General features: G+C 69.8%; 21 protein-coding genes. 6 read left to right on the top strand and 15 right to left on the bottom strand.

Annotation, left to right across the window (positions count from 1 at the left end; genetic code table 11):
* The first annotated feature begins 38 nt into the window (after positions 1-38).
* The 3 genes from ACFWZ1_RS15860 to ligB all read left to right on the top strand — a co-directional run bounded on the left by ACFWZ1_RS15860 (position 39) and on the right by ligB (position 5,638).
* Positions 39-2,864 carry a TonB-dependent receptor plug domain-containing protein gene (locus tag ACFWZ1_RS15860; RefSeq protein ID WP_231321920.1) on the top strand — a complete coding sequence of 942 codons (2,826 nt, stop codon included), beginning with the start codon at positions 39-41 and terminating at the stop codon, positions 2,862-2,864.
* A 92-nt stretch (positions 2,865-2,956) separates the two neighbouring features.
* A complete protein-coding gene (locus ACFWZ1_RS15855; RefSeq protein ID WP_439667148.1) occupies positions 2,957-3,709 on the top strand; it encodes an NRDE family protein in 753 nt (250 codons plus the stop codon).
* Positions 3,710-3,952: 243 nt separating this feature from the next.
* Positions 3,953-5,638 (top strand): NAD-dependent DNA ligase LigB, encoded by a 1,686-nt coding sequence (gene ligB, locus ACFWZ1_RS15850; protein WP_439667147.1) that lies wholly within the window; start codon positions 3,953-3,955, stop codon positions 5,636-5,638.
* 70 nt (positions 5,639-5,708) lie between these two features.
* Here ligB and ACFWZ1_RS15845 read toward each other — a convergent pair whose 3' ends face one another.
* The 7 genes from ACFWZ1_RS15845 to dinG form a co-directional block, all read right to left on the bottom strand.
* Entirely contained in the window at positions 5,709-6,107 is a 399-nt protein-coding gene (locus ACFWZ1_RS15845) for a YchJ family protein (protein ID WP_439667146.1), read from the bottom strand.
* Between the two features lie 74 nt (positions 6,108-6,181).
* A complete protein-coding gene (locus ACFWZ1_RS15840; protein WP_439667145.1) occupies positions 6,182-6,727 on the bottom strand; it encodes a lipocalin family protein in 546 nt (181 codons plus the stop codon).
* A gap of 69 nt (positions 6,728-6,796) precedes the next feature.
* Positions 6,797-7,420: a DUF938 domain-containing protein gene (locus ACFWZ1_RS15835; protein WP_439667144.1), complete on the bottom strand. Its 624-nt coding sequence runs from the start codon at positions 7,418-7,420 to the stop codon at positions 6,797-6,799.
* A 1-nt stretch (position 7,421) separates the two neighbouring features.
* On the bottom strand, positions 7,422-7,619 hold the full coding sequence (locus tag ACFWZ1_RS15830; RefSeq protein WP_231321914.1) for a hypothetical protein: 198 nt from the start codon (positions 7,617-7,619) through the stop codon (positions 7,422-7,424).
* 76 nt (positions 7,620-7,695) lie between these two features.
* Entirely contained in the window at positions 7,696-8,283 is a 588-nt protein-coding gene (locus ACFWZ1_RS15825; protein ID WP_439667143.1) for an NnrU family protein, read from the bottom strand.
* An 86-nt stretch (positions 8,284-8,369) separates the two neighbouring features.
* The gene (locus ACFWZ1_RS15820; protein WP_439667142.1) at positions 8,370-8,930 is read right to left on the bottom strand and encodes a HutD/Ves family protein; all 561 of its coding nucleotides are present in this window, start codon (positions 8,928-8,930) and stop codon (positions 8,370-8,372) included.
* A 152-nt stretch (positions 8,931-9,082) separates the two neighbouring features.
* Complete coding sequence (dinG, locus tag ACFWZ1_RS15815) at positions 9,083-11,188, bottom strand: ATP-dependent DNA helicase DinG (RefSeq protein WP_439667141.1); 2,106 nt, start codon at positions 11,186-11,188, stop codon at positions 9,083-9,085.
* 223 nt (positions 11,189-11,411) lie between these two features.
* On the opposite strand from dinG, the gene ACFWZ1_RS15810 reads away from it, so the two are divergent.
* Entirely contained in the window at positions 11,412-14,360 is a 2,949-nt protein-coding gene (locus tag ACFWZ1_RS15810; protein WP_439667140.1) for an EAL domain-containing protein, read from the top strand.
* A 147-nt stretch (positions 14,361-14,507) separates the two neighbouring features.
* Here the strand turns inward: ACFWZ1_RS15810 and ACFWZ1_RS15805 are convergent, their stop codons facing one another.
* The 8 genes from ACFWZ1_RS15805 to ACFWZ1_RS15770 all read right to left on the bottom strand — a co-directional run bounded on the left by ACFWZ1_RS15805 (position 14,508) and on the right by ACFWZ1_RS15770 (position 22,377).
* The gene (locus ACFWZ1_RS15805) at positions 14,508-16,163 is read right to left on the bottom strand and encodes an NAD(P)/FAD-dependent oxidoreductase (RefSeq protein WP_439667139.1); all 1,656 of its coding nucleotides are present in this window, start codon (positions 16,161-16,163) and stop codon (positions 14,508-14,510) included.
* Positions 16,164-16,348: 185 nt separating this feature from the next.
* Positions 16,349-16,561 (bottom strand): hypothetical protein, encoded by a 213-nt coding sequence (locus ACFWZ1_RS15800; protein ID WP_439667138.1) that lies wholly within the window; start codon positions 16,559-16,561, stop codon positions 16,349-16,351.
* A 160-nt stretch (positions 16,562-16,721) separates the two neighbouring features.
* A complete protein-coding gene (locus ACFWZ1_RS15795) occupies positions 16,722-17,234 on the bottom strand; it encodes a DUF1993 domain-containing protein (RefSeq protein ID WP_439667137.1) in 513 nt (170 codons plus the stop codon).
* A 14-nt stretch (positions 17,235-17,248) separates the two neighbouring features.
* On the bottom strand, positions 17,249-18,565 hold the full coding sequence (locus ACFWZ1_RS15790) for a TCR/Tet family MFS transporter (protein ID WP_439667136.1): 1,317 nt from the start codon (positions 18,563-18,565) through the stop codon (positions 17,249-17,251).
* 200 nt (positions 18,566-18,765) lie between these two features.
* Positions 18,766-19,092, bottom strand: coding sequence for an EF-hand domain-containing protein (locus ACFWZ1_RS15785; RefSeq protein WP_439667135.1), 327 nt, complete (start codon positions 19,090-19,092; stop codon positions 18,766-18,768).
* A complete protein-coding gene (gene folE / locus ACFWZ1_RS15780) occupies positions 19,092-19,691 on the bottom strand; it encodes a GTP cyclohydrolase I FolE (RefSeq protein WP_231321897.1) in 600 nt (199 codons plus the stop codon). The genes ACFWZ1_RS15785 and folE overlap by 1 nt, the downstream gene beginning before the upstream one ends.
* Before the next feature lie 127 nt (positions 19,692-19,818).
* The gene (rmuC, locus tag ACFWZ1_RS15775) at positions 19,819-21,261 is read right to left on the bottom strand and encodes a DNA recombination protein RmuC (protein WP_231321895.1); all 1,443 of its coding nucleotides are present in this window, start codon (positions 21,259-21,261) and stop codon (positions 19,819-19,821) included.
* A gap of 45 nt (positions 21,262-21,306) precedes the next feature.
* Complete coding sequence (locus tag ACFWZ1_RS15770) at positions 21,307-22,377, bottom strand: DNA topoisomerase IB (protein ID WP_439667291.1); 1,071 nt, start codon at positions 22,375-22,377, stop codon at positions 21,307-21,309.
* 121 nt (positions 22,378-22,498) lie between these two features.
* Here ACFWZ1_RS15770 and ACFWZ1_RS15765 point away from each other — a divergent pair, with 121 nt between their 5' ends.
* Together ACFWZ1_RS15765 and pgaA are read left to right on the top strand one after the other, a co-directional pair.
* Positions 22,499-23,689, top strand: a complete 1,191-nt coding sequence (locus ACFWZ1_RS15765) for an NAD(P)/FAD-dependent oxidoreductase (RefSeq protein WP_439667134.1) — start codon at positions 22,499-22,501, stop codon at positions 23,687-23,689.
* Positions 23,690-23,879: 190 nt separating this feature from the next.
* Positions 23,880-25,931, top strand: coding sequence for a poly-beta-1,6 N-acetyl-D-glucosamine export porin PgaA (gene pgaA / locus ACFWZ1_RS15760; protein WP_439667133.1), 2,052 nt, complete (start codon positions 23,880-23,882; stop codon positions 25,929-25,931).

Raw genomic sequence — 25,931 nt, 5'->3', positions numbered from 1 at the left:
CGGGCGCATTGCGCACCCCTACAACCGAGGATTGAGTCATGAAAGCGAACAAGCTCGCTACGGCGTTGGCTTTGCTGCTGACGCCCCTGGGTTCCGTTTACGCACAGACCACCCCGCCTGCCGACACGCCGGTGCCCGCGCCACCGCCGCAGGACCAACAGCAGGCCAACCCCCAACAGGCGCAGCAGCTGCAGACGATCACAGTCACCGGCTCGGCGATCCCGCGCATCGACGTGGAGACGCCCTCGCCGGTCACCGTGATCACCGCGGCGCAGATCGAACGCAGCGGCCTGAAGACCGTCAGCGACGTGGTGCGTGCGATATCGGCCGACAACAGCGGTTCGATCCCGACCGCCTTCACCGCGGGCTTTGCCGCCGGGTCGGCCGGCGTCGCCCTGCGTGGCCTGACGGTCAACTCGACGCTGGTGCTGATCGACGGCCGCCGCTCGACCAACTACCCGCTGGCCGATGACGGCCAGCGAACCTTCGTCGACCTCAACACGATCCCGGTCAACGCGATCGAGCGCATCGACGTGCTGAAGGACGGCGCCTCCTCGCTGTACGGCGCCGATGCCATCGCCGGCGTCGTCAACATCATCCTCAAGCAGAACTACAAGGGACTGGAGGGAACCGCCGAGATCGGCACGTCCGAGCGCGGCGGCGGCACCACCCGGCGCATCACCCTGTTGTTCGGCGGCGGCGACCTGCAGAAGAACGGATGGAACGCCTACGGCGGCATCGAAGCGCAGAAGGACGACCGCATCTGGGCACGCGACCGCGATTATCCCTACAACACCACGGACCTCAGCCCCGGCGGAGGCAGCGACCTCAACTGGGGCCAGCCGGGGTTCAACACCGGATCGATCTGGGGCATGGTGCAGCCGGCCGTCCCGGGCGTTCCCGGCCCCGGCGGCCAGCAGACCGGCACCGCGGTCGACGGTGCGTTGTGGCAGCCATTGCGTCCGTGCGGACCGGGCTCGACGCTCGTGACCAACGAGCTGGGCAGCGGTTGCGAACAGAACCAGATCGCCGACTACATCGACCTGGCGCCCAAGCAGGAGCGCGCCGGCGTCTACGGCCGGTTGACCGTGAAGGTGGGCGACAACAGCGAGGCCTACGTCAGCGGCAGCTACTACCACAACAAGGTGGAGGCCGCCGCCACGCCGCCGCAGATCCGCGCCGGCACGCCGGTCAACACCCGCTCGATCGTGCTGCCGGCAACCTTGCCCGACGGATCGGACAACCCGAACAACCCGTTCCCCAACCAGCCCGCGCTGATCACCTACGCCTTCGGCGACATCCCGGGCGGGGCGAAGACCGTCAACGACAACGTGCGCCTGGTCGGCGGCATCCACGGCATCTGGGGCGAGTGGAACTACGACAGCGCACTGGTGCTCAACCACAGCTCGCTGGACGTCAACAACTATGGCTTCCTCAACTACGCCGCGCTGATCAGTGCCGTCAACAACGGCACCTACAACTTCATCGACCCGACGCAGAACTCGCCCGAGCTGCTGGCCCAGCTCGCGCCGGTGCTGCACAAGAAGTCGACCACGGACCTGCAGTCGCTGGACTTCCACCTCACGCGGCTGCTGGCGGATCTGCCCGGTGGTTCGCTGGGCCTGGCCACCGGCATCGACCTGCGGCGCGAGAAGCAGTCCGATCCCGACCTCAATCCGGGCCTGTCGGCACAAGGCCTGGGCGTGGCGCACACGTTCGGCAAGCGCACGGTGAAGGGCGTCTACGTCGAGCTGGATGCGCCGTTCCTGGAGTCGCTGGAAGTGGACGTGTCCGGCCGCTACGACAAGTACTCGGACTTCGGAAGCAACTTCTCGCCGAAGGTCGGCTTCAAGTGGAAGCCGATCGAATCGCTGGCGATCCGCGGCACCTGGTCCAAGGGCTTCCGCGCACCGAGCTTTGCCGAAAACGGTTCGAGCGAATCGGAGGGCTTCGCCACTTACAACCTGCCCGACGACTACGTGGCGGCCCACGGCAGCGACGCCTACACCCGCCCGTACGGCCTGGCCTTCGACACCATCGGCAATCCCGACATCCAGCCGGAGAAATCCAAGAGCTGGACCTTCGGCGTGCTGTGGCAGCCGACCGAGCAGTTCAGCGCGTCGGTGGACTACTACGACATCAAGAAGACCGGCGTGATCGGCCAGTTCGACCCGCAAGCGGTGCTGGACGCCTATTTCGCAGGACAGCCATTGCCCCCGGGCTCGGCGATCATCCCCGACGTGCCCGACCCGGAGCATCCGACGCTGCTGCCCAAGCCGGTGGTGGTGCAGGCGCCCTACGTCAACCAGAACGCGTTGCAGACCAAGGGCGTGGACCTGGACCTGGTGGGCAACTTCGACTTCGGCGGCAACCTCAAGCTGCGCAGCGAATTCAGCGCCACGCGCATCTTCGAGTGGAACCTCACCTTGCAGGACGGCACGGTGCAGCGCTTTGTCGGCACCCACGGCGTCTATGCGGTGTCCTCCGGTGCAGGTACGCCGCGTGACCGCGCGACCTGGTCGAACAGCTTCATGTTCGGCCCGGCCACCCTTACCGGCACGCTGTACTACACCAGCGGCATCAGCATGGAGTCGCCGGATGCGGGCGAGGGCTGCATCTCGACCGATGACAACGGCGATCCGTTCCCGCCGAGTTGCCACGTCGGCGCATGGACGCAGTTCGACCTCACCGGCAACTACGACTTCAACGACCATTTCTCGGTCTATGCGTCGGTCCTCAACGCGTTCGATCGCCGCGCGCCGTTCGATCCGGCCAACTACGCGGGCATCAACTACAACCCGACGTGGTCGCAGATGGGCATGGTCGGGCGGTTCTACACAGTGGGCGTGAAGTACAAGATGTGAGCCCGCACGCGGGCCTTGCGGGCGCGCCGGTGTCCGGCGCGCCCGTTTTTATCGGGTGACAATAGGGTTCCCCGTCTTCGACCGAGCATCCCATGTGCCTGATCGCCTTCGCCTGGAACGTCCACCCACGCTGGCGGCTGGTGCTGGCGGGCAATCGCGACGAGTACCACGCGCGCCCGAGCGCCCCGCTAGCCCGCTGGGACGACATGCCGGTGATCGCCGGGCGCGACCTGGAGGCGGGCGGCACCTGGCTCGGCGTGAGCACGGGCGGGCGCTGCGGCGTGGTCACCAACGTGCGCGATCCGCGTGTGCCGCAGGCCGGGCTTTCGCGTGGCCTGCTGGTGACCGACTGGCTGCGCGGCCAGCCCGACGCCACCGCGCACGCGCGGGCATTGGGCGAGACGGCGGCCGGCTATCGCCCGTTCAACCTGCTCACCTTCGACGCCCACGCCGCCTTCTATCTCGGCAACCGGCCCGCGCCGCGCGTGCAGGCGGTGACGCCCGGCGTGCATGGGCTGTCCAACGCCGACTTCAACACACCCTGGCCGAAGACGCGCCAGTTGATGGCGCGACTGCAGGACTGGCTGGACGAAGGCATGGAGGACGCCGCGCCGCTGTTCGCGGCGTTGGCGGACGAACGACCGGCGCCCGATGAGCAACTGCCCGACACGGGCATCGGCCGCGAGCGCGAACGCTCGCTCTCGGCCGCCTTCATCCGCGGGTCGGCGTATGGCACCCGCGCCAGCACGGTGGTGCTCATCGACCACTCGGGTGGCGGACGGATCATCGAGCGACGGTTCGGGCCGGACGGACGTCCGGACGGCCAAAGCGACATGGCTTGGTAAGCCTGTCCAGGAAGGTCCCGCCGCGGCCTGAAAGGCATTAACCCGCGCGCGATCTGAGGCCCTCTCCCTCCGGGGAGAGGGTTGGGTGAGGGGCCGGGGCTCGCCCGAAACCTCACCGCTCCCTGCGGCATCGCCCACCTGCCGATCGGGCGCGTCCTACGCGACGGAACGGCCCCTGGCCACTGTGCCCGCTACCGGCGCGCCGCTACCGTGCGGGACTCGCCACACACGAAGGAACCGTCGATGCGACAAGGATGGCGCTGGTGGGCGTTGGCCGCCTGCCTGCTGGTCAGGCCGTGCGCGGCCGCCTGTCCGGACTGGAATGCGCCGCGCGCCGCGCGCGAGCTGCATGCCTTGCACGACCAGCTCGACCACTGGAACCACGCCTATCGCACGGCCGGCCATTCGCCTGTCGACGATACGATCTACGACCAGGCGCTCGCCCGCTACGAAGACTGGCGCGCCTGCTTTCCCGACCAGGCGCCGCCCGCGCTGGCCCACCTGGCCGATGCGACCGGGCCGGTGCGCGCACCTATCGCACAGACCGGCCTGGCCAAGCTCCCCGACGCCGCCGCCGTGCAGGCGTGGATGCGCGAGCGCGGCAACCGCGACCTGTGGGTGCAACCGAAGGCCGACGGCGTGGCCGTCACGCTGCTGTACGTCGATGGTCGACTGCGCCAGGCGGTCAGCCGTGGCGACGGTCTGCACGGATCGGACTGGACTGCCGACGTCCGACGGATCGCGGCCGTCCCGAAGCGCCTTCCGCACGCGCCGCCACGCGTGCTGCTCCAGGGCGAACTGGTCTGGCGCCTGCCTGGACACCGGCAGGCCGCGGACGGCGGTGTGCGCGCGCGTGCGGACGTGGCCGGTGCGCTGGCACGCGATCCGCTGGACGCCAACGCCGCTGCGCACATCGGCCTGTTCGTGTGGGACTGGCCGAGCGGACCGGCCGACATGCGCGCGCGCCTGGCCGGACTGGAAGCGATGGGTTTCGGCGCCAGCGCAGCACTGACACAGCCGGTAGCCAGCCTCGCGCAGGTCCGTCGCTGGCGCGAGCGTTGGTACCGCCAGGCGCTGCCCTTCGCCACCGACGGTACCGTGCTGCGCCAGGGCCACCGGCCGCGAGGCACGGAGTGGCAGCCTACGCCGCCGGACTGGGCGGTCGCCTGGAAATACCCGCCTGCCAAGGCATTGGCAACGGTGCGCGCGGTGGATTTCCGCCGTGGCCGGCGCGGCCGCGTCGCCGTGGTGCTGGAACTGGAGCCGGTGGTGCTGGACGACCGTACGGTGCGACGCGTGAGCGTCGGATCGCTGGCCCGCTGGCGCAAGCTCGACGCCCGACCGGGCGATCAGGTCGCGCTCTCGCTGGCCGGATTGACCATTCCCCGCTTCGACGGCGTCGTGTGGCGTACCCGCGAGCGCGCCGCCGTCGCCGTGCCCTCGGAAACCACGCGCGACGGACTGGATTGCTGGCACCCGGACGCCGGTTGCGAACGCCAGTTCCTGGCCCGGCTGGTATGGCTCGGCGGGCGGCAAGGGCTACGCATCGACGGCATGGGCGAGACGACCTGGCAGGCGCTGGTCGACGCGCGACTCGTGCGCGGCCTGCTCGACTGGCTATCCCTCACGCCCGCGCAGCTGGCTACCGTGCCGGGCATCGGCACCGCGCGTGCCGCGCATCTGGCGCAGGCGTTCGAGCGCACCCACGCGGCCGGCTTCGACTCGTGGTTGCGCGCGCTGGGGATGCCGCCGGCGGGCAACGCCGAGTCGAGCGATTGGCCGGCGCTGGCCGCGCGGGATACCGCGACATGGGAGAACGTGCCGGGCGTGGGTCCGGGTCGAGCCGCGCGGTTGCGGGCGTTCTTCCATCATCCGGAGGTGGAGCGGCTCGCCGCGCGGCTTCATGCGGTGGGCATCGCGGGGTTTTGAACTGCCAGGGCTACCTGCAGGCGCGCTCCGACAAGGGTGGCGCGCGCAGGAGGAGCCCACGTGTGCGCATCTAGGCGAGGATCTCGCCGTCCACGTAGTACCAGCGCCCATCCTCGCGCAGGAACCGGCTCACCTCGTGCAGGCGTTGCGCGCGCCCGCCGCCATAGCGCAGGCGGGCAACGAATTCGACCACGGCCTCCGGTCCGCCATCGTCGTGGCGCCTGACCGACAACCCGAGCCAGCTCGGCGCCGGCTGCTGCGCAGCGAGCTTGAGGTGGGCCGGGCGCGTACTCGGATGCCAGGTGGCCAGCAGGTAGTCCTCGCGCTTGAGCACGTAGGCGCTGTAGCGCGAGCGCATCAGCGCCTCGGCGGTCGGCGCGGGAGTGCCTTCGTGCAGCGGCCCGCAACAGTGCGCGTAACCGGCGGCGTTGCCGCAAGGGCACGGGGTGAGAGTGTCGACGGCGCGCACGTTTTGCAGGAGTCCACCGGAAGAACGTTCCGGTCATCCTGACGTCTGGAGAAAAAATTGCAACGCGCCGGCGTTCAGTCGGACCGCTGGCGCGAGACGAGCAGTGGCGCCAGGTCGTAACCCATGCGACGCGGAATCGCCTTGAGCTCTTCCAGCAATTGGTAGTCCATGCGCGGCTCGCGGCCTAGGATCCACAGGTAGCGCCGCCGTGGCTCGCCTACCACCGCCCAGCGATAATCGCGGTCGAGGCCGATCACCCAATGCTCGTGCCACACGAAGCGCAGCCGATCCAGCCACGCCGGGGCGAAGCGCAACTGCAGCCTGGCCGGTTCGCGCAGCGGCTCGGGCTGGCGCAACACGCCATGGGTTTCGCTCAGCCTGCCGTCCTCGCCACGACAGGCGCTGACCACCGCGACCAGGCCGTCGTCTCGCGGCGCGTATTCCAGCGTGAGTTCGCCCATGCAGCGGCGCTGGAACGGTAGCGGCAACCAGGCCACGCCGTGCCAGCGCCCGATGTAGCGCTCCAGGTCCACCCACGGCACTGCTTCGACGCCACGTGTCGCGGTGACGGCGGCGCGCGCTGGACGTTGCGACGATCGCCTGCCTGTGTGCTGTTGCATGGGCTCCCCGGACGACGAAGGTCCGCCCATGAAGCACGCGCGGCGATCAATCCCGCGTCAAGCACACCCTCAACCGCCGGTCGACGGATCGAGCGTGGCGCCGCCGCGCCGGCGCCACACTCGGCAACGGTTGTTGGCGGGCATCGCGTGGTCTTCCAGTAGCGCGAAGCCCGCGGCACGCGCCAGGGCGTCGACCGCGGCGGCGTCACGCAGGCCCATGCGCGGGTCGCGCAGCTTGAGCGAGCGGTCGAAGGCGGCATTGCTGTCGCTGGTGTAGCGACCGTCCTGGTTGAACGGACCATAGATGGCGAGCACGGCGTCTTCGGTGGTGATGCCTGGCAGGTGTGCGAAGAAACGCACGACCTCGGCCCAGCCCATGATATGCAACGTGTTGGCGCTGAACACCGCGTCGTAGCGTGCACAGGGCCAGCCGCCCGCCACGTCCAGCTCGATCGGTGCGGGCGTGTTCGGCAATGCGGCCTCGTCCAGCCAGGCGCAAATCCCCGGCAAGTTGACGGCGCGGTCGGAACACTGCCAGCGCAACCACGGCATGGCAGCGGCAAAGTGCACCGCGTGCTGGCCGGTACCGCTGCCAATCTCCAGCACGCGCGTACATCGTGCCAAGGCCTCGCGCAGGACGTCCAGGATCGGTTCGCGGTTGCGTTCGCAGGCAGGTGCGAACGGCTTGTCCACGTCAGGCCGGGCGGCCGCGCAGCACGCGGGCGGGCAGCATCAGCAGTGCGCCGAGGAAGGCGAACACCGCATGCAGGGTGATGCCCACCAGCCGGAACGGCAGCGAGATCAACCAGACGATCGGCCACAACACCAGCGCCAGCAGCGCCAGGGGCCAGCAGAATACGAGCAGCAGCAACCAGAGCAGGAAACCGACCATGACCTGACCTCGGGTGGTAGGAAGAAGGCACTCTAGCGCGGTCGATCGCCGACGCGTAGATGACTGGCGGCACCCGTCAGTGCATGCCGGCCATGGGATCGACGCCGATCAGCCAGCGGTGCAGCCAGAACGCGAACACGGCCCATGCGGCCACGCCGATCACCACCGCGATCGCATCGCCACGCAGCGTGCCGACGGGATAGTCGACACCTTCGAGCCGATCGCGCTGGCGCAACCAGACGGCCACCGGCAGCGCCCAGGACAGGAACGCGCCGAACAGCACCACGTCATGCAGCAGGCCGGTGGCCAGCAGGTGACCGGACGCCCAGACCACCACGCCCAGCAGCATCGGCTGGCCGAGCGCCGCCTTGATGTGATTGCGCGGCACGTACGCGGCCGCGACCAGCACGAAGGCGACCAGGGTGAACAGCGCGTTGAGGTGATCCATCGACGGCGGTGGCGTGTACAGCGCCAACGGTAGCCGCCTCGCCTGGCCGAAACCGATGCAGGTCAGCACCAGGCCGGCCAGCGCCACCAGTGCGAACACGCCTTTCCAGGTCCGTTCGCCAAACCGGTCGATCTGCCGACGGCGCCAGCGCGGAAAGACCAGCGGCACCACATGGACGCCAAGAAAGACGAACAGGCCGTAGATCATCAGCTGCATCGCGCTTCTCCCCGGGTTCGGGGAACGATCATAGGCGCGCCGTGGCGCGCTGTCGTGACGATGCCATCACCGCAGTGGCGCGCCGCTCACCCGACGGGCGACACGTTCACCGCCAGCACCACGCCGCCGGGGGCCAACTGCAAACGTGCCGGGATCGTGGCCGACCGCAACCAGGCATCGCCTGGCTGCAGCACGTCGTCGTCCAGTTCGAGCCGCCCGCGCGCGCAGTAAAGCAGCACCGTCTCCGCCTGCAGTCGGACGTCATCGGACGGGCGCCATACCGCGACGCGACCGCGCGCGTACCCCCGGCGCACCATCAGGTTGAAGTCGCGTGTGGCGCCGCCGGCCAGCGTCACCGTCACCTGCGCCTCACCGGGAAAGCCGAAGGGTGCGAACGGTTCAGTCAGCGCATGCGTACGTCCATCGTCCAGCGCCATGGCGAAGCCCGCGCCCTCCAGCAGCACGATGGTGCGGTCGACACCGGGAAACGCGGAGAACGGCGCCGCGCTATCGACCTCGGCCACGCTCACCCGCCAGAGGAAGTCGTCCATGCCGGCGGCGGGCGGTTCCACGGCGAGTTCGCGGGTGCGGCCCAGGCCGTTCTTCCAGGGGCGCGCGGGGCAGTCGTGCAGGCGGAGAATGGGCATCGCGGCATTGTAGGGCGGGCTTCGGTCCAGCGTCGGCTCGCGCTGAGCATGGTGGAGCGAAGTCGAAGGCACTTGGCGAAACGCGCCGCTGCGCCAGCGACGAGCCGCTCTCGCGCGAGGAAAAGGATCGTCCCGGTGGCCCCACGCCCGCCCTATGCGACGCGCTCGATCACCCGTTGGAACGGCGGCAGCGCGCGCAGCATGCCTGCGCCATAGCGCTTGGTGACCACGCGCCGGTCCAGCAGCACGATGCGGCCGCGATCGGTCTCGCTGCGGATCAGGCGTCCGCAGTACTGCGTGAGCAGGCGCGTGGCTTCCGGGATGCTCACTTCCAGGAACGGATTGCGCCCGCGCGATTCCAGCCACTCGGCATAGGTGGCGCCGACCGGATCGGTCGGCACGGCGAACGGAAGCTGGGTGATCACCACCGTCTCGCACAGCTTGCCGGGCAGGTCGAGGCCTTCGCCGAAGGAGGCCAGTCCGAACAGCGTGCTGCCCTTGCCCGCCTCGACGTCCGCGATGTGCTCGGCGATCAGCTGCGCCTTGCCGAGCGACCCTTGCGCACGCACCTTGCGCACCTTGTCGATCGGCAGGCGCTGCAGCACGCGGTCGAGCTTGGCGCGCGAGGTGAACAGCACCAGGTTGCCGGCGTTCCAGTCCAGATGGTCGGCGAGCCAGTCGCAGATCGCCTGGGCGTGCGCTTCGCGCGCGTCGGGCAGCGCGTCGATCGCGGGCACTTCCAGACGCGCCTGCGCAGCCAGGTCGAACGGGGAGGGCAGGCTCAGCGTGACCGCGTCGTCCGGCAGGCCGGTGGCGTCGGCGAAACCGCGGAAGTTGCCGCCCGCGCTCAGCGTGGCCGAAGTCAGCACCACGCCGCTGGCGTTGTTCCACAGCACGTGGCGCAGCAGGCCGCCGGCGGAAACGGAGGACGCATGGCAGACCAGCTGCTGGTCGCCGGCGAGCGTCACCCAGCGCGCCAGCGGCGGCGCGTTTTCCGCATCGTCGCCGGACCAGGCGCGCCAGGTGCGCTCCTGCCGGTCCAGCCGTTCGAGCGCCATGCCCAGCTCGCGCGAGAGCGCTTCCTGGGTCGGGCCGCCGTCGGTCATCTCCACCACCGCGCGGCGCACGGCGGTCAGCCAGCGCTGGATTTCGGCCGTCTGCGCGTGCAGCGCCTGCGCGTGCAGCACCCAGTCCTCCGGCAACTGGCCGAGCGAGCCGCGGTACATCGGTTCGTTTTCGGCTGGGTCGGGCAGCCAGGACAGGCGGATCGCCTTCTCCAGTTCCTCCAGTCCGTCGCTCAGCTCCTGCAGCTTCGCATCGCCCGCGTCGAGCGTGAGCTTCCCCAGGGATTCCTTGTCGGTCAGCGAATAGGCCGCGTGAACCTGCCGCGCGAGGCGACTCAACTGGCGCACGCTGGCGCCCAGGTACACCTCGGCGGCGCCGCGGTCGATCGCCTTGGCCGGCACGTGGTGGGCCTCGTCGAACACGTACAGCGTCTCGGCCGGCTTGGGCAGGATCACCCCACCCCAGCCCTCGTCCTCGCCGGGCATGGTGAGGTCGGCGAGCACCAGGTCCTGGTTGGCGACGATCAGGTCGGCATCGGCCACCGCGCGACGCGCGGCGAAGAACGGGCACTGCATGAAGTGGATGCACTTGCGGCCGGTACAGCCGCCGGCGCTGGTGGTGAGCATGGGGCGCAGCATGTCGCCGACCGGTTCGGGCGCGGCGTCCATGTCGCCGTTCCACTCGCCGCGCTCGAAGGCGCCGGCGAGCTTGGCCAGTGCCTGCTTGTCGCGCTCGGCCGGCGGTTTGGACCACAACGCCAGATCCGCATCGAAACCCAGGCCCAGCTGGCTGGCTTCCGCGCCCATGCTCTGGCGCGCCATCGCCAGATTACGCGGGCACAGGTAACGGCCACGACCCTTGGCGAGCGCCACTTTCGCCTCGCTGCCGTCGAGCTTGAGATAGAGCGGGATGTCGCGTTCGACCAACTGCTCCTGCAGAGCCACGGTCGCGGTCGCGATCAGCAGTTTCTTCTTCTGCGCGCGCGCCACTTCCATGCCGGCGATCAGGTAGGCCATCGACTTGCCAGTGCCGGTCGGCGCCTCGACCACGGCCGCGCCGCCCTCTGTCGCCAGCGCCTTGGCCACTTCGGCAATCATCCGGCCCTGGGCGGCGCGCGGGCGGAAGCCGGGCAGGCCTTCCTTCAGGCGCGCGTAGGAGGCGCGGATCGCGTCCTTGGTGGCATCGGTGAGCATCGCGTGATTCTAGCCCGCGCGGGCAGCCCCCGCCGTCGCGATGCGCCGCATGCACGCCACTCAAGATAGGTTCGCGCCGGTCGATCTTGTGGTATGGAACAAGAATGGGCAGGAACCGGGGGCGTTACGGCATTCCCATGAACTGGCGCTGTTGCAAGGCAGGGGCGCACGAACGGGCCGGTCGCGATGGCGATCGGCCCCTGCGCCGCTGTGGGGTGCGTGCATGAATTTCCCGCGCCCCACGCCGCTGGAGCCCTCGCAGGGCGGCGAGGCCGCCTGGCTGGTCCGGCTGGTGGAGGCGACCACGCCCGCCGAAGTCGCCACGGTCGTCGCCGCCTTCGCGCAGGACCTTGCCGGCTGCCGCCACGCCATCGTGGCCTGGGCCGGCAGCGGCCTGCCGCGGGCCTACAGCAGCAGCGGCCGGCTGCCCGATTACGGGCGCATCAGCCGCGCCCGGGCGCTGCTGGCATCGAACGGGCGGGCGCCGGTACGCGAGGGACAGGAACTGCTGCTGCGCCTGCTGCCCCAGGAGCGCGCGTTCCTGATGCTGGAACTGGAACGCGCCCAGCCGACGGAGTCGCTGCTGGACCGGCTCGAGCCCTTCCTGGAGCTGGCCGGGCCCTACCTGCAGCGCGCGCTGAAGCTGGCCGACCTGGAGGACTCGCACAAGCAACTGGTGCGCTCGGAGGTTTTGCAGCGTGCGCTGTTCGCCATCTCCGACCTGGCCGGCTCGGACCTGGACATGCCCGAGATGCTCAAGCGTCTCCACGGTATCGTCAGCACGCTGATGTACGCGGAGAACTTCTTCATCGTGCGCAGCGACCCGCAGCACGGCACGATGCGGTTCCTCTACTACGCCGATGCCGAGGACACCGACGCGCCGGACACCAGCCACGACGTGTCGCTGGAAAGCATGCGCAATTCGTTGACCTGGCACCTGCTTACCGGCGGCAAGGCGCTGATGGGCAGCCTGGACCAGATCAGCCGGCAGGTGACCGGCACCTTCGCGCCGTCCGGGCCGGAGGCGGTCGACTGGCTCGGTGTGCCGATGCTGCGCGAGGGCCAGGTGCACGGCGCGCTGGTGGTGCAGAGCTACCAGGCCGGCATCGGCTTCTCCGAGGAAGACCGCACGTTGCTGGAGTTCGTCGGCAGCCATGTGCTCACCGCGCTGGAGCGCAAGCAGAGCAAGGACGAACTGGAGGAGCGCGTGCGCCTGCGCACGCAGGAGCTGGCCGAGGCCAACCGCGGACTGCAGCAGGAGGTGCTCGAGCGCCAGCGTGCCGAGCGGTTGCAGGCGGCGCTGTTCCACCTCGCGCAGCTGGCCACCGCCGACATCGACGAGAACGAGTTCTACGAACGCACGCATGCAGTGGTCGGCGAGCTGATCAACGCGGAAAACTTCTTCATCGCGCTGCTCTCGGACGATCGCAAGAAGCTGGTGTTTCCCTATTACGTCGACGCCGGCGTGCGCAAGGCGCAGGAGCGTCCGCTGGGCCGCGGCCTGTCCGAATACGTGCTGCGCAAGGGGCAGCCGTTGCTGGCCTTCCATGAGGACACGCTGGAGCTCGCGCGTCGGGACGAGGTCGACCTCGTCCGCGTGGGTCGCCCGGCGGTGTGCTGGCTGGGCGTGCCGCTGCGGGTCGACGAAGAGGCGATCGGCCTGGTCGCGGTGCAAAGCTATACGGCATCGATCGACTACGACCAGGCCGACCAGGAACTGCTCACCTTCGCCGCATTGCAGATCGCCAACAGCATCCACCGCCGCCGCGCCGCGGTCTCGCTGCAACGCGCCTACGCCGAACTGGAACAGCGCGTGGCCGAGCGCACCTCCGAACTGCGCCAGGAGATCAGCGAGCGCGAGCGCGTGCAGAGCCAGCTCAAGCACGAGGTGATGCACGACGCGCTCACCGGACTGCCCAACCGCGGTTTCCTGCGCGACCGGCTCGAACGCGTACTGGCCATCCTGCAACGCGAGCCGGGCCGCCGCTGCGCGTTGCTGTACCTGGACGTGGACCGCTTCAAGGTCATCAACGACAGCCTGGGCCACCTGGCCGGCGATGCCTTCCTCAAGGAGATCGCCCGCCGCCTGCACGACTGCGTGCGCGAGCCCGACGTGGTCGCGCGGCTCTCCGGCGACGAGTTCGCGATCCTGCTGGAGGACATCGACATCCCTTCCACCGCGGTGGCGGTGGCCCAGCGGGTGCTCGATGCGCTGGGCGTGCCGATGCAGATTGCCGGGCGCGAGCTGGCACCGTCGGCCAGCATGGGCATCGCCATCGGCGACAGCACCTACGTCACCGCCGACGAAGTGTTGCGCGACGCGGACATCGCCCTGTACCGCGCCAAGGACCAGGGCCGCAAGCGCTACGAACTGTTCGACGAAACCCTGGCCAAGAACGTCATCGACGTGCTGACCATGGAAGGCGAACTGCGCCAGGCGTTGCAGCGCGACGAGTTCGAGCCGTACCTGCAGCCGTTCTGCCGGTTGGAGGATGGGGCGGTGGTCGGCTACGAGGCGCTGCTGCGCTGGAACCATCCAAAGCTCGGCGTGCTGGGGCCGGCCGATTTCCTCAAGGTGGCGCATGACAGCGGGCACATCGAATCGATCGACTGGCGGCTGTTCGAGCGTGGCTGCGAGCGGTTCCTCAAGCTGGAGGACAAGGACACCTTCCTGACCTTCAACGTGTCGGCACTGCACCTGCGCCACCGCGACTTCGATGCACGCCTGGTGCGCCTGCTCGAACGTACCGGGCTGCCGCCCTGGCGGCTGATCGTGGAGGTGACCGAAGGCTCGCTGCTGGACAACCCCGAGCAGGTCCGCACGATGCTCGAGCGCCTGCGCGCGATCGGCGTGGGCGCGGCGCTGGACGATTTCGGAACCGGCTACTCGTCGCTGAGCTACCTGCATTCGCTGCCGCTGCGCATGCTCAAGATCGACCGCGCGTTCGTGCATGCGCTGGGCGAGGAGGAGCACACCACCGCGACCACCGTGGTTGCCGCGATCCTGGCGCTGGCGCGCGCGCTCGACATCCAGGTGATCGCCGAAGGCATCGAGACGCCGGCCCAGCGCGAGGCGCTGCTGGGCATGGGTTGCGAGCTGGGGCAGGGCTACCTGCTCGGGCATCCGGCGCCGATCGGGAAGTGGCTGGGACGCAAGGGCCACGCCGACTGAGTCTGCGCCCGCGCGTCTGCTCTGGCAGAGGCCGTGATGGGGGGGGCTGCTCTTGCGGGAACTTGGGTCTTCGAGTTGCAGGGCCGACGACCTACCTCGCGAGCCCGGGCCCCTCACCCAAACCCTGTCCCCGGCGGGAAGAGGGCTTCAGGCTGCGCGGGATTCCGATCCGGTGATCGCAAGCGCCACCGCCTCGGCCACGCGGATGCCATCCACCGCTGCCGACAGGATGCCCCCCGCGTACCCCGCGCCCTCGCCGGCCGGAAACAGCCCGCGCGTGTTGAGGCTCTGGTAGTCATCGTCGTTGCGCTTGACCCGCACCGGCGAGGACGTGCGCGTTTCCACCCCGGTCAGCATCGCGTCGTGCATGGCAAAGCCCCGGATCTGCCGTTCGAACATCGGCAGCGCCTCGCGGATCGCGCCGATGGCATAGTCGGGCAGCGCGGTGGCGAGGTCGGTCAGGTGCACGCCGGGCTTGTAGGAAGGCAGCACCTCGCCCAGTTCGCGCGTGGGCCGTCCGGCCAGGAAATCGCCCACGCGCTGCGCCGGCGCGCTGTAGTCGCCGCCGCCCATGGCGAACGCGTGCGATTCCCAGTGCCGTTGCAGCGCGATGCCGGCCAGTGGTCCCTCGCCGTAGGGCGCGAAGTCCTCCGGCGTGATGCCGCAGACGATCGCCGCGTTGGCGTTGCGCTCGTTGCGCGAGTACTGGCTCATGCCGTTGGTGACGACGCGTCCGGGTTCAGCGGTCGCTGCCACCACGGTGCCGCCAGGGCACATGCAGAAGCTGTAGACCGAGCGCCCGCTCTGGCCGGGTTTGTTGCCGTGGTGGACCAGCTTGTAGTCGGCCGCGCCAAGGAGCGGATGACCGGCCTGCGGACCGAAGCGCGCGCGGTCGATCACCGACTGCGGATGCTCGATGCGAAAGCCGATCGAGAACGGCTTGGCCTCCAGGTAGACGCCGCGCGCATGCAACATCTCGAAGGTGTCGCGCGCGCTGTGGCCCACCGCCAGCACGACGTGGTCCGAGCGCAGTTCGCCGCCATCGGCCAGCCGCACGCCGCGGACCTGGCGCGTGCCGTCGGCGGCCGTCTCGATCAGGAGGTCCTCCACGCGCTGGTCGAAGCGGATCTCGCCGCCGAGCGACTGGATCGTCCCGCGCATGGCCTCCACCATCGTCACCAGGCGGAAGGTGCCGATGTGCGGCTTGCTGACGTAGAGGATTTCCTCCGGGGCACCGGCCTTGACGAACTCGGTCAGCACCTTGCGCCCGTGGTGGTGCGGGTCGGAAATCTGGCTGTACAGCTTGCCGTCGGAGAAGGTGCCGGCGCCGCCCTCGCCGAACTGTACGTTCGATTCCGGATGCAGGTTGCGCTTGCGCCACAGGTCCCAGGTGTCCTTCGTGCGCTCGCGCACCGCCTTGCCGCGGTCGAGCACGATCGGACGGAAACCCATCTCGGCCAGGATCAGCGCGGCGAAGATGCCGCACGGGCCGAAGCCGACCACGATCGGCCGGTGCTCCAGCCGTGCCGGGGCCTGCGCGACCGGGTGGTAGCGGGTGTCCGGCGTGGGCTGCACGTGGCGGTCGTCGGCGAAGCGCGCCAGCACCGCCGCCTCGTCGGCCACGTCCACGTCCAGCGTGTAGACCAGCGCGATGGCGCCGCGCTTGCGCGCGTCGTAGCCGCGCCGGAACACGTCGATACGGCGCAGCGCCGAGGCGGGGAGCTCCAGGCGTGCGAGCACCGCCTTCGCCAGCGCCTCGGGGGCGTGGTCGAGCGGGAGCTTCAGGTCAGTCAGTCGCAGCATGGGGCTCGCACGAATGGCGGCGGCCGCGACCGGGTGCGGTCGGGTTTACGCCGGGCCGCGTATTGTCCGTGCGTCGGGTGCGTGGGAACAAGGCGAGCGCAAGTGACGCGGCGCGGCAGGCGGTGCCATCAGGGGTTCAAACCGGCGGCGCCGCGTCGCCGGGCGGGAGTGACGCGGCACGCCACTTACGCCGCGAGAATGGTCCGGAACTGCTCGCCGGTGGCCTGCGGATGCAGCAGCACCACGCGCGAGCCGAACTTGCGCGCCGCCGGCGTGCACAGCTGGCCATCGTCGGTGACGACCGCCAGCGGCGTGGAATGGCGGGAGTTCAGCGGCCGCTTGTAGACCAGCCCGTGCTGCGGGCCGCCGCAAATGATGCATTCGTAGAAGCTGTCCATGATCTGCTCGAGGGTGGAAACTCGCGCAGGGATAAGCAGGGCTCGCGCCACGGGCCGATGGCGAGTGTGAACACGATCACGCTTCGCGGCATGCCGGAAAATTGGCGCATCGCTTTCGTTCAGGCGGGCGCGACGGCGTGCCGTCGCACCCGCCACGAAACTACTGCTGCGCGCCGGCGATGAAGTCGGTCTTGCCCAGCTCCGCGCCCGCCTCGCGGAGGATCACGTAGGTGGTAGTGCAGTGGAAATAAAGGTTCGGCAGGATGAAGGTGAACAGGTAATCCTGGCCCTTGAAGTCCATCTCGCCGTTGCGCATCTTCAAGTGGATCTCGCGGCCCTCGCTGCCGTCGATCTTCCCTGCATCGAAGCCCTGCACGTAGTCGATCACGCGCTGGATGCGCGCGTGGATCTGTTCCAGCGTGGTCTCGTTGTCCTCGAACGAGGCCGGTTCCACGCCGGCCAGCCGCGCGGTGCCGCGTGCGGCCATGTCGCAGGCGATCTGCACCTGCTTGACCAGCGGCAGCATGTCGGGGATCAGGCGGGTGTTCAGCAGCACGTCGTCGGTCACGCCCTTGACCTTGGCGTGCGCCTCGCCTTTCTTCAGCACGTGGGCAAGGTTGGACAGCGCGCGCACGAACACGGGAACGGAGGCCTGGTACATCGAAAGCGTCATGGAAAACTCCTGCGTCAGTGGGTGGGATCGTGCGGCAGTGCGCCCGGGGCGCCTGCCGCGTCAGGGGAATGGGCATCGGCGGCACGCGCCAGCGGCGCGGTATGCGCGGTCACGCGCGCGGCGATGATCGCGCCGGCGACCAGCAGCAGCGCCGACAGCACGAACGCCAGGCCGGGCAGGTGCAGCGGCGAGGTGGGTGCGATCGAGAAGGCGAACACCTGCGCGAACAGATAAGGCCCGAAGATGCCGGCGAAGCTGCCCAGGCTGGTGATCGCGCCCTGCAGCCGCCCTTGTTCGGACGGATCGACCTGGTGCGTCATGATCGCCTGGATCGGCGGCCCGGACAGGCTCCACAGCGCCATCAGCGGGATGCCGGCGAGGAACAGCCAACCCTGTTGCGCCACGCCCATCAGCAGGAATGCGCCGATGCCGCAGGCCATGCCCGCCAGCAGCACCCGCCGCTCGCCGAAGCGCGGGGTCAGCCTGCCGGTCAGGAACGCCTGCACCGAACCGTCGCAGGCGCCGACCAGCATCAGTACGAAACCGACCGCCTGCGGGCCCCAGCCGTAGCGGTAGTCCGCGTACAGGACGAAGGTGGTCTGCAGCACGTAGTGCGCGAGGTAGACCAGGAACATCACCACGCCCAGCCCGAGGACCTGCGGATGGCGACGCAGCAGCTTGAGCGAGCCCAGCGGATGCGCGCTGTGGAACTCGAAGCGCGGCGTGCGCCGTTCCTTCGGCAGCGACTCGGGCAGGATGAAGAAGCCATACAGGAAATTGCACAGCGCCAGTCCGCCGGCGACCCAGAACGGCAGTCGCAGCGAAATGTCGCCGAGGAAGCCGCCCAGCCCCGGCCCCACGATGAATCCGAGCCCGAACGCGCCACCCAGCACGCCGTAGGCGGCCGCGCGCTTTTCCTTGGGCGTGACGTCGGCGATGTAGGCATTGGCGGTGGTGAAGCTCGCCGCCGTCATGCCCAGCAGCGCGCGACTGACGAACAGCAGCCACAGCGTCGGTGCCAGCGCCAGCACCACGAAGTCGATCGCCAGGCCGAGGTTGGAGATCAGGATCACCGGCCGCCGCCCGAACCGGTCGGACAACGCGCCCTGCACCGGCGAGAAGGCGAACTGCACCACCGCGAAAACGGTGGAGAACACGCCCACCCACCAGGCGGCCTTGGCGATGCCACCGCCGGCCAGCTGCTCGATCAGGTGCGGCAGCACCGGGATGACGATGCCGAACGCGAGCATGTCCAGCAGCACGGTGACGAAGATGAAGGCCACCGCCGCGCGGCGGCGCGTGTCGCTGAGTGCGGTGTGGTTCGAATCCATGCGCGGGTCACCGGCGAGTGAAGCGCGCACGATAGCGCATCGGTGCGGCCCAATTGCTGCGTGCGCGGCATGGATGGGATGCGGTGGATGCAGGGTTTGTAAGGGCGGGAACCCCATTCTCGACGCTCCCGGTGAAGGGGAGGGCTCGATCGCTCCGCTCCAACCTAGCCTTCAAGGGAGCGGGCCGGGTCCGCCGTGCGCTACCCGGGCGGTTGCGCCAGTTCACGCGCGCTGAGGAACCCGTCGTGGTTCCGGTCCGAGCGATGGAACTGCGCGCGCAGGTCGGCCTGGAACGCGGCCAGCGTGCGTGGCATGTGGCGCGGCCCCGGTGGCAGCTCGCTCGCATCGAGTATCCCGTCGCCATTGGTGTCCATCGCGCGGAAGCCGGTCGCCAGGTAGTCGACGTACTCCTGCACCGCGATGCGCCCATCGCCATCGGCATCGAACTGGCGCAGGTAATCGTTCGGCGTGTCCTGCGCCAGCGCCGCGAGCGGCGCCAGCAGCATCGCCAGGGCCGCCCACCGCATCAGCGTGCGCCGTGGATCCCGATGAACTGCAGGAACTCCGCGCGGGTACGCGCGTCGTCGCGGAAGGCGCCGAGCATCTGGCTGGTGACCATCGACACGCCGCGCTTGTGCACGCCGCGGGTGGTCATGCATTCGTGGCTGGCGTCGATCACCACCGCCACGCCGGCGGGCTTGAGGTGTTCCTGGATGCAGTTGGCGATCTGCGCGGTGAGCTTTTCCTGCACCTGGAAGCGGCGCGCGTAGCCCTCGACGACGCGGGCGAGCTTGCTGATGCCGACCACGCGGTTGGTCGGCAGGTAGCCCACGTGGGCGCGGCCGATGATCGGCGCCATGTGGTGCTCGCAATGGCTTTCGAACTCGATGTCGCGCAGCACCACCATCTCGTCGTAGCCCTCGACCTCCTTGAAGGTGCGCTTGAGGAACTCGGACGGATCGTCGGCGTAGCCGGAGAACCAGTCGCGGTAGGCCTTAACGACGCGGCGCGGCGTGTCCAGCAGGCCTTCGCGCGCGGGGTCGTCGCCAGCCCAGCGCAGCAGTGTGCGCACCGCTTCCTCGGCCTGGGCCTGGGTGACGTCGTTGGGGTTGCTCGGGTCGCTCATGCAAAAAGGGGCCTTGGCTTGCGGACGTGGCAGTTTACCGTCCGCTGCCGTCGGACGTATCCGGACCCCCTGTGTAAAGCGCCGGCGACCTGAAGCCCTGGCCCGGCGGGAAATGGGACAGATCGCGTCAGACAGTGTCTTCCTCGACGTCGTCGTCGGGTTCGGGCACCACGCCCAGCAGCTGCTGGGTGACCTCGCCCGAGAGCGTCTCGACGCCTCGCAGCTTGCGCTCGATCGCGCGCGTGCGCACGCCGGTGGCGTCGATGTGCCTGCCGGCTTCGTCGAGCTTCTTCTTTACCTTGTCCAGCACGTCGCCGAACTTGCCGAACTCGGTCTTCACCGCGCCCAGGATGTTCCACACCTCGGAGCTGCGCTGGGCGATGGCCAGCGTGCGGAAGCCCATCTGCAGACTGTTGAGCAACGCGCTCAGCGTGGTGGGGCCGGCGACCACCACGCGGTGGTCGCGCTGCAGCAGTTCGAACAGGCCAGGGCGGCGGATCACCTCGGCGTACAAACCCTCGGTGGGCAGGAACAGCACGGCGAAATCGGTGGTATGCGGCGCGGCCACGTACTTGGTCCTGATCCGCTTGGCCTCCTCTCGCACGCGCAGCTCCAGCGCGCGGCCGGCGACCGCGGCGCCCTCCACGTCGGCCAGTTCCTGCGCTTCGAGCAGGCGCTGGTAGTCCTCGACCGGGAACTTGGCGTCGATCGGCAGGTAGAGCTTGTCGACGGCGCCCTGCCCAGGCATGCGGATGGCGAATTCCACCCGCTCGTTGGAGCCCGGCACGGTGATCACGTTGGATTCGTATTGCTCGGAGGTGAGCAGTTGCTCCAGCAGCGCGCCGAGCTGCACTTCGCCCAGGATGCCGCGGCTCTTGACGTTGCTGAGCACGCGCTTGAGGTCGCCCACGCCGTTGGCCAGGCTCTGCATCTCGCCGAGGCCGCGATGGACTTGCTCCAGCCGCTCCGAGACCAGCTGGAAAGACTGGCCCAGGCGCGTCTCGAGCGTGCTCTGCAGCTTCTCGTCCACGGTGGCGCGCATCTGTTCGAGCTTGGCGGCGTTGTCGTCCTGCAGCGCCTTGAGCTTGACCTCCAGCGTCGAGCGCACCTCGCCCATGCGCTTTTCGTTGTCGGCGGTGAGCGAGGCCAGCTGCTGGCGTTGCTGCTCGCTGGCGCGGGCCAGGGTGAGCCCCACTTCCTCGCGGCTCTTGCGGGCGTCCTCGGTGAGTCGCTGGGCCAGCCCCTGCAGGCCGGCATCGGTGCGTGCGGTGAGGCCCTCCAGTCGCTGGCCGAAGCCGTCGATGCGCTCGGCCTGCTGGCGCGACACGTCGGCCAGCTGCTCCGCGACGTGGCCGCGGAAGCGGTCGAAACCCTGCTGCAGTTCCTCGCGGCCGGCGCGCTGCTCTTCGCGCAGCACGCGCTCGAGGCGCTCGCCGTCGCCCCTGAGCGCGTCCAGGCGGATGGCAAGACCGTCATCGGTGCGGCCACGGCGCAACAGCACTACCTGCAACGCAAGGATGGCGAAGGCGACCAAGAGCAAAAGGGCGAGCAGTACGTCGGCGAAGGACATGGCGGGTTCCGGCAAGCTACGGAGCCAAGTTTACGCGCACCCGTCTCAACTGCCGCGACGCTTCGGCTTCAACCGCTGCCGCAGGAAGCGCAGCGTGGCCTTTTCCAGTTCGCGCGGCTTGCAGGCACAGGCTTCGCTGATCGCACGCTGCAGGCTGCCGTCGTGCCAGCCCTCGAACACTTCCGGATGGATGTAGGACTTGCGGCAGACCGTCGGTGTGTTGCCCAGGACCTCGGCCACCTGCCTGATCGCCTCCACCAGCGCATGGCGACGGGCACGCTCGCCGCCCTTTTCCGGCAGCGGCGTGCAGGCCAGCACGCCGGCGGCGTGGGCGGTGCCGCCCCAGGTGCGGAAGTCCTTGGCGCTGAAGGCTTCGCCGCAGGCGTCGTGCAGGTAGTCGTTGACCATGCCCGAATCGACCGGCTGGCGTTCGCCCGCGTCGTCCAGGTACTGGAACAGCCGTTGGCCGGGCAGCTGCTGCACGCGGCGGACGATCCGGGTCAGGCGCCGGTCGTCCAGCTCGATCTCGTGCTCCTGGCCGCTCTTGCCCTGGAAGCAGAAGCGAAGCCGGCCGCGCGCCAGGCGCACGTGGCGCGAGCGCAGGGTGGTCAGGCCGTAGCTCTTGTTGTCGCGCGCGTAGCTCTCGTTGCCGACGCGGATCAGCGTCTCGTCCAGCAAACGCACCAGCAGCGCCAGCACTTTCTCGCGTGGAAGGCCCGTGAGCGCGAGGTCCTTGCGGGCGCGCCGGCGCAGCCTCGGCAGCGCGGCACCGAAGGCGAGGATGCGGTCGAACTTGCCGTGGTCGCGCAGCGCGCGCCAGTCCGGGTGGTAGCGGTACTGCTTGCGGCCGCGTGCATCGCGGCCGGTCGCCTGCAGGTGACCGTCGGGATTGGCGCAGATCCATACGTCCTCGTAGGCCGGCGGGATGGCGAGCGCACGAATGCGCGCCAGTTCTGCCTTGTCGGTGACCGGCTGGCCATCCGCGTCGCGGTAGCCGAAGCCCTTGCCCCTGCGCAGCCGGCGGATGCCCGGCTGCGTGTCGCTGACGTAGACCAGGCCGGCCGCACGCACCTCGGCGCGCAGGGCCGGATCGGGATCGCTGGGGCGGGTGTTCATGTGCCGCAGTGTGGCGGCCGCATCGATCAAGGCGGTGTGCACGCGGGCTTTGCACCACGGCGCCCCCCGCGCTGCCGCAACGGGCGCATGATGGGATGACGACGAGCCGCGGGAGCGCAAGATGGAGCACGCGTACGACTACCTGATCATCGGCGGCGGCATGGCCGGTGATGCGGCGGCCAAGGCTATCCGTGCCGCCGACGCCTCGGCGAGCATCGGCCTGGTCAGCGCGGAAACCTCGCCGCCGTACGAACGGCCGCCGTTGTCCAAGGCGCTGTGGAAGGGCGACAAATCGCTCGAATCGATCGACCTGGGCACCGCAGCCACCGGCGCACAGCTGCATCTGGGGCGGCGTGTGCAGACACTCGATCCGGCCACCCGTCGCGCCAGCGACGACCAGGGCGACGAGTACCGCTATGGCCGCCTGCTGCTGGCCACCGGCGCCGCGCCGCGGCAGTTGCCCTTCGCGGGCGATCGGGTCATTGCCTTTCGCACGGCCGACGATTACCGGCGCCTGCGCCGCCATGCCGTGGCCGGTGCACACATCGCGGTGGTTGGTGGTGGCTTCATCGGCAGCGAGCTGGCCGCCTCGCTCTGTGGCGCCGGTTGCAAGGTGACGATGATTTTTCCGGGCGCCTCGATCGGTAGCGGCAGGTATCCGCCGACGCTGGCAACGTTCCTGGACGACTACTACCGCGAGCGTGGTGTGCAACTGCTGTCCGGGGTCAAGGTAGTCGACGGCAGCGCGGGCGAGGACGGCGTCGAACTGGGGCTGTCCGATGGCCGGCGCCTGCGCGCGGATGCGGTCGTCGCGGGCCTGGGCGTGACGCCCGACATCGCGCTGGCCACGCAGGCCGGCCTCGCCGTCGAGGACGGCGTGGTCGTCGATGCGCAGTTGCGCACCAGCGACCCGCACATCTGGGCGGCCGGCGACATGGCCAATTTCTTCAACCCGTCGCTCGGGCGCCGGTTGCGCGTGGAGCACGAGAACGCTGCCGTCGACATGGGCGCGCATGCCGGCCGCGCGATGGCCGGCGCCGGCGGCGACTACGCCACCCTGCCGTACTTCTACTCGGACCTGTTCGACCTCGGCTACGAGGCGGTCGGCCTGCTCGACGCGCGCCTGCAACGGGTGGAAGACTGGAGCGAGCCGCATCGCAAGGGCGTGGTCTATTACCTGGACGGCGGGCGCGTGCGTGGCGTGCTGCTGTGGAACGTGTGGGGCCAGGTCGATGCCGCGCGCGAGCTCATCGCACAAGCCGGCCCCGTCGATGCGGACTCCTTGCACGGGTGTATTCCGCACGACGGTTGAACCACGCCGATGGCAGGCGCGCCCCCCTGATCGGACGCCGCCGGGCAGGCGTTTCCGGATGGCCAAATGCGCGCCGGAAAACCGCACTAGCGTGATAGAGTTCACAAAACGCGCACGCAATCAGATCGATCCGCTTACGGTGGCCGGCCTGTGAAGCCAGTGCCGGACAGGAGCAGGGGGAACAACGGCAATGCCCATTCGACGCCCCATTCCGGCGGGCCGCCGGCGTGTCGTGCTCGCCGTCGCCGCGTGGGCGGCGCTGGCCGGTCCAGCCTTCGCCGCCGCGGCCGATCCGGGCGAGCTCGTTGCTACGATCGACCACCTGCGTCAGGCCGGGGAGTGGACCCGCGCGCTGGCGGTGTGCGAGCAGGCACTGCGCGACCATCCCCGTGACGCCGAGTTGCTGCGGCGGCAGGTGCTGATCCTGGCCGATGCCGGCGCCGTCGGCCGCGCCCGCGAGCTGGCGCGGGAGCTGCCGGCCGATCCCGTGCTGCTGGCCCGGCTGGACGCGGACGTGGCGGCGCAAGGTGCCCGCCGCGCGGCGCGCGACCCGGTCGCCCCCGACGCCGATCCCTACGCCGCCGGCGATGCGGCGGTGCGCCAGCTCGATGCCGTGGTCGCCGGCCATGCCGCCGCGCCGGCCGTCGTGCGCCGGGCCCGCCTGGACCGGCTGGTGGCCCTGCAGGCCGCGGGCCGCTCCGCCGAGGCGGTGGCGGACTACGATGCGATGAGCGCGGCCGAACGCGAGACCCTGCCGGCCTACGTGCTGCGTCCGCTGGCCGAGGCCCTGCTCGACCGCCAGCGGCCGGAAGAGGCCGCGCGCCTGCTCGAGCGCGCGGGCCCGGCAACCCCGGGGAGCATTCCCGAAAGCGAATCCGATCCGGCGATCGTGCTGATGTACGCCTACAGCGAAGCCGGCCAGTACGCCAAGGCGAAGCAGACCATCGACACCGCCGCCGCGGCACAGCCGGTGTGGCTGCGCAAGCCCGGACAATCCGAGCCGGCGGCCAACCCGCACCGCAGCGAGAACGACCTCAATGCCGCGCTGCTGCGCGGCTACGCCGGCCTGCTGGCCGACGCCAACGCACGCCTGGCCGCGGGCGTGCACGAAGCGCCGGCCAGCGCGAACTGGCGGCGCGAACTGGGCAACAACGAACGCAGCCGCGGCTGGCCGCGCCGCGCCGAGGCAGACCTGGCGATCGCCCGCGGGCTGGATCCACAGGACACCGGCGTGCGCCTGGGCCAGCTGGAAACCCTGCGCGACCTGGGTGATTTCGCCGACGTCGAACCCGGCCTCGAAAACCTCGAGGCGCATTACCCGCGCAACGCACAGGTACAGCGCGCGCGCCGCGCCTGGGACCGCGAGCGCGGCTGGCAGTTCGATGCCGCGCAGACCTTTGGCCGCGGCAACACGCCGGACTACGGCGACCGCGACCAGGACACCTCCGCCGCGCTCGCCTCGCCGCTGCTGGCCGACCACTGGCGCATCTACGCCATCGCGCGCCATGCGCAGGCCTCGCTGCCCGAGGGCGACGCCCACCGCACCGACGCCGGCCTGGGCGTGCGCGGCCAGTGGCGCGGCGTGCAGGCCTACTTGCAGGCGCTGCCCACGCGCGGCACCGGCGCCGACCCGACTGCGGTGGAAGCGGGCTTCGACTGGGCGATCAGCGATCACTGGGCCTGGAGCACCGACGCCAGCAGCTCCGGCGCCGACATCCCGTTGCGTGCCCGTTACTACGGCATCCACGGCAGCACGCTGGACAGCACGGTCCAGTGGCGCGCGAGCGAGCTGCTCGCCGCGCGGCTGGGCGTGCAGGCGGCCAACTTCAGCGACGGCAACCGCCGCCGCGCGGCCGATCTGGGCGTCACCGGGCGCGTGCTGACCCGTCCGCGCCTGCAACTGGACCTGGGCGCGGACCTGTACGCCTCGCACAACACGTTGGACGGCACCGCCTACTTCAACCCGCGCCGCGACGGTGCCGCCACGGTCACCGCGCACCTGGACCACGTGCTGGTCGAGCGCTACGGGCGTACCTGGCACCAGCTGGTAGACCTCGCCGTCGGCAGCTACGCGCAACAGGGCCAGTCCGCCGGCTGGGTCGCCGACGTCGGCTATGGCCAGGCCTGGCAGCCGCACGAGGGGCTCGGCTTCGGCTGGCGCCTGGGCTGGCACAGCCAGCCCTACGACGGCCGCCGCGAGACGCGCGCCACGCTCGAACTGACCCTGCACTGGGGGGAGTGA

The organism is Frateuria sp. GZRe14 (assembly GCF_051900395.1).
In the GTDB taxonomy this organism is placed as follows: domain Bacteria; phylum Pseudomonadota; class Gammaproteobacteria; order Xanthomonadales; family Rhodanobacteraceae; genus Frateuria_A; species Frateuria_A edaphi.
This window is presented reverse-complemented; position numbering and strand designations above follow the sequence as displayed.

What these genes read in the sequence shown, in the direction of transcription:
- ACFWZ1_RS15830 (WP_231321914.1), bottom strand. Translation starts at nt 7,619, where the DNA reads ATGGTCGGTTTCCTGCTCTGGTTGCTGCTGCTCGTATTCTGCTGGCCC.
- ACFWZ1_RS15805 (WP_439667139.1), bottom strand. Translation starts at nt 16,163, where the DNA reads ATGCTGCGACTGACTGACCTGAAGCTCCCGCTCGACCACGCCCCCGAG.
- ACFWZ1_RS15785 (WP_439667135.1), bottom strand. Translation starts at nt 19,092, where the DNA reads ATGCGGTGGGCGGCCCTGGCGATGCTGCTGGCGCCGCTCGCGGCGCTG.
- ACFWZ1_RS15855 (WP_439667148.1), top strand. Translation starts at nt 2,957, where the DNA reads ATGTGCCTGATCGCCTTCGCCTGGAACGTCCACCCACGCTGGCGGCTG.
- ACFWZ1_RS15825 (WP_439667143.1), bottom strand. Translation starts at nt 8,283, where the DNA reads ATGCAGCTGATGATCTACGGCCTGTTCGTCTTTCTTGGCGTCCATGTG.
- ligB (WP_439667147.1), top strand. Translation starts at nt 3,953, where the DNA reads ATGCGACAAGGATGGCGCTGGTGGGCGTTGGCCGCCTGCCTGCTGGTC.
- rmuC (WP_231321895.1), bottom strand. Translation starts at nt 21,261, where the DNA reads ATGTCCTTCGCCGACGTACTGCTCGCCCTTTTGCTCTTGGTCGCCTTC.
- ACFWZ1_RS15770 (WP_439667291.1), bottom strand. Translation starts at nt 22,377, where the DNA reads ATGAACACCCGCCCCAGCGATCCCGATCCGGCCCTGCGCGCCGAGGTG.
- dinG (WP_439667141.1), bottom strand. Translation starts at nt 11,188, where the DNA reads ATGCTCACCGATGCCACCAAGGACGCGATCCGCGCCTCCTACGCGCGC.
- ACFWZ1_RS15800 (WP_439667138.1), bottom strand. Translation starts at nt 16,561, where the DNA reads ATGGACAGCTTCTACGAATGCATCATTTGCGGCGGCCCGCAGCACGGG.
- ACFWZ1_RS15810 (WP_439667140.1), top strand. Translation starts at nt 11,412, where the DNA reads ATGAATTTCCCGCGCCCCACGCCGCTGGAGCCCTCGCAGGGCGGCGAG.
- ACFWZ1_RS15820 (WP_439667142.1), bottom strand. Translation starts at nt 8,930, where the DNA reads ATGCCCATTCTCCGCCTGCACGACTGCCCCGCGCGCCCCTGGAAGAAC.
- ACFWZ1_RS15790 (WP_439667136.1), bottom strand. Translation starts at nt 18,565, where the DNA reads ATGGATTCGAACCACACCGCACTCAGCGACACGCGCCGCCGCGCGGCG.
- pgaA (WP_439667133.1), top strand. Translation starts at nt 23,880, where the DNA reads ATGCCCATTCGACGCCCCATTCCGGCGGGCCGCCGGCGTGTCGTGCTC.
- ACFWZ1_RS15795 (WP_439667137.1), bottom strand. Translation starts at nt 17,234, where the DNA reads ATGACGCTTTCGATGTACCAGGCCTCCGTTCCCGTGTTCGTGCGCGCG.
- ACFWZ1_RS15765 (WP_439667134.1), top strand. Translation starts at nt 22,499, where the DNA reads ATGGAGCACGCGTACGACTACCTGATCATCGGCGGCGGCATGGCCGGT.
- ACFWZ1_RS15840 (WP_439667145.1), bottom strand. Translation starts at nt 6,727, where the DNA reads ATGCAACAGCACACAGGCAGGCGATCGTCGCAACGTCCAGCGCGCGCC.
- folE (WP_231321897.1), bottom strand. Translation starts at nt 19,691, where the DNA reads ATGAGCGACCCGAGCAACCCCAACGACGTCACCCAGGCCCAGGCCGAG.
- ACFWZ1_RS15860 (WP_231321920.1), top strand. Translation starts at nt 39, where the DNA reads ATGAAAGCGAACAAGCTCGCTACGGCGTTGGCTTTGCTGCTGACGCCC.